This is a genomic window from uncultured Campylobacter sp., assembly GCF_938018145.1.
Taxonomy (GTDB): domain Bacteria; phylum Campylobacterota; class Campylobacteria; order Campylobacterales; family Campylobacteraceae; genus Campylobacter_A.
In genome coordinates this window covers 1-2,422 of record NZ_CALIII010000150.1, presented here as the reverse complement: position 1 = coordinate 2,422, position 2,422 = coordinate 1, and the positions used below count along the sequence as shown (strand labels likewise).

Here is a 2,422-nt window from a genome sequence, read left to right as displayed (position 1 = left end):
GCTTGATATCCAGACGCTAAACGACGAGGCGCTAAAGGGCACTTACGAGGCCACGGCGATTAGCTTCGCGCTATATCCGCTTATCTGCGACGAATACGCGCTTTTGCGCACGGCGGTGAGCTTTGGCGAGGGCTACGGCCCAAAGCTAGTCAAGAAAAAGGGCGCGGTTTTAAAGCGAAATTTCAAGGTCGCGCTAAGCGGCAAACACACGACAAACGCCCTGCTTTTTCGCATGGCATACCCGCAGGCGCGCATAGTTTATAAAAATTTCCTAGACATCGAGGGCGCGGTTTTAAGCGGCGAGGTGGACGCGGGCGTGCTGATACACGAGAGTATTTTGGACTTTTCGGACGAGCTTTGCGTGGAGCGCGAGATCTGGGACATCTGGAGCGAGCTAGCGGGCGAAAATCTGCCGCTGCCGCTGGGAGGCATGGCGGTTCGCCGCAGCCTACCGATAACGGACGCCATCGAGTGCGAGCGCGTGCTAACCGAGGGCGTGCGCATCGCCACCGCGCATAAGCCGTTTTTATCGCACATGCTCATGGAGCGAAATTTGATCCGCGTCGATAAAGAAAAGCTAAAAACCTACCTAAATCTCTACGCAAACGATAGCTCCGTCTCGATGAACGAAACGCAGCTAAAGGCAGCAAATAGGCTGTTTGCGCTCGGTTACGAGCGAGGATTTTACCCGCTACCGATCAAGGCCGAAAACTACCTCGTGCCGACCGAGTACAACGATATAAGGTTTAGCTAATGCAATCAACGCTCATAGAACTCGGTATCGAAACCTTTAAGATCGCGCTATATCTGAGCTTTCCGATGCTGCTCGCGGGCCTATCGGCGGGCCTTATCATCAGTATATTTCAGGCTACGACGCAGATAAACGAGATGACGCTAAGCTTCGTGCCAAAGATCATTTTAGTCGTCGTCGTGATTATATTTTTGATGCCGTGGATGGTCTCGATGATGGTTGATTTCACGACGCGCATGATAGAGTTTATCCCGAATTTCGTGCAATGACGCAGCTTATAGATTTTTCCAAATTTAGCTCGGTGAGAGTGGGCGGCGTGCACGAGGTAGTAGTCCTAGAGAGCATAGAGGACGCGCTAAAGCCGGAGTTTGCCGGGCGCGTGATGATAGGCGGCGCGAACAACCTACTAGTCTCGCCAAACCCGCCCGCGATGATGATGTTAGGCAGCGCGTTTGATTATATAAACTTAAGCGGCGACGTGCTTAGTATCGGAGCTGCGACCAAGTCGGGCAAAATTTACAACTTCGCCAAAAAGCATAATATCGGCGGATTTGAGTTTTTGCAAAATATCCCTGGTACGCTAGGTGGATTAATAAAAATGAACGCGGGGCTTTGCGGCGTTAGTATCAGCGACGACTTGCTCGCGGTGCGTCTAGGATGCGGCTGGGTAGAGCGCGAGAGGATAAGCTTTAGCTACCGAAAAAGCGGGATAGATGAGCCGATATTTGGCGCCGAGTTTAAAATCTCGCGCGAATTTGACGCGGCGCTTGCAGCAGACTTTGCCGCTAAGCGCGCAAATCAGCCAAAGGGCGCTAGCTTTGGCAGCTGTTTTGTAAATCCGCCCGGCGACTACGCGGGCAGGCTGATCGAAGCCGTGAGGCTAAAGGGCTACGCGATAGGCGGGGCTAAATTTAGCGAACAGCACGCAAATTTCATCATAAATTTTAACGCCGCGACCTTCGCGGACGTAACCGGGCTCATAAATTTAGCCCGCGAGCGCGTTTTGGAGCAGTTTGGCGTCGAGCTAAAAACCGAAGTAGTCGTGATTTAGGTTAAAAGCATAGCAAAGAGGCTATAATGCTTAAGATTACTCGCAAGGAGGGTCTTATGAAAAAGCTAGCTTTAGCCATGTTTTTAGCATTTTGTTGCCTGTCGATAGCACAGGCCGGGCCAAATCACAACAACGGACTAGCGGCAAAATCCAAAGGCCAGTGGAAGGACGCGGAGAACTACTTTAAGCTAGGCTGTTATAAAGAAAAGGTCGATTCCTCTTGCAAGGAGCTTGGGCAGCTTTATGAGTTTGGCAAGGGTTCTGACGTCAAAAAAGACTCCGGACGCGCAAAGCAAACCTATGAAAAGTGCTGCGAGATATCGTTTGGCAAAAGAGCCGACTGCTGCGACAAAGTAAAAGACAAAACCGCCGTGAGCGCCGAAAAAGGCTGCGAAAACAACGACGCGGCGGCCTGCATAGACTACGCTTATGAAAAACAAGACGTCAAATACTACCAAAAAGCTTGCGATCTGGGCTCAAATTTAGGATGTCTATGGACGGGCTACTCATACACCGAGGGCAAAAACGGCGCCGAGCACGATCCTAAAAAGGGCTTTGAGATATTTTCAAAACTTTGTAGTAGCGGCTACGACGACGGTTATAAATTTGTAGCGATGGGC

The 2,422-nt window shown here is 50.9% G+C and carries 4 protein-coding genes; all 4 read left to right on the top strand.

Annotated features, from left to right (window positions below; genetic code table 11):
- A partial coding sequence (locus Q0338_RS03450; RefSeq protein ID WP_298085543.1) for an MqnA/MqnD/SBP family protein occupies positions 1-754 on the top strand: 754 nt, incomplete at its 5' end.
- Complete coding sequence (gene fliQ, locus Q0338_RS03445) at positions 754-1,020, top strand: flagellar biosynthesis protein FliQ (RefSeq protein WP_002953589.1); 267 nt, start codon at positions 754-756, stop codon at positions 1,018-1,020. The genes Q0338_RS03450 and fliQ, both read left to right, overlap by 1 nt.
- Positions 1,017-1,802, top strand: a complete 786-nt coding sequence (locus tag Q0338_RS03440) for a UDP-N-acetylmuramate dehydrogenase (RefSeq protein WP_298085542.1) — start codon at positions 1,017-1,019, stop codon at positions 1,800-1,802. Before fliQ ends, Q0338_RS03440 begins: the two co-directional genes overlap by 4 nt.
- Positions 1,803-1,858: 56 nt before the next feature.
- Positions 1,859-2,422, top strand: a 564-nt coding sequence (locus Q0338_RS03435) for a hypothetical protein (protein ID WP_298085541.1), incomplete at its 3' end; no start/stop codon positions are given.

Coding starts and splice junctions, on each gene's coding strand:
- fliQ (WP_002953589.1), top strand. CDS start 754: ATGCAATCAACGCTCATAGAACTCGGTATCGAAACCTTTAAGATCGCG.
- Q0338_RS03440 (WP_298085542.1), top strand. CDS start 1,017: ATGACGCAGCTTATAGATTTTTCCAAATTTAGCTCGGTGAGAGTGGGC.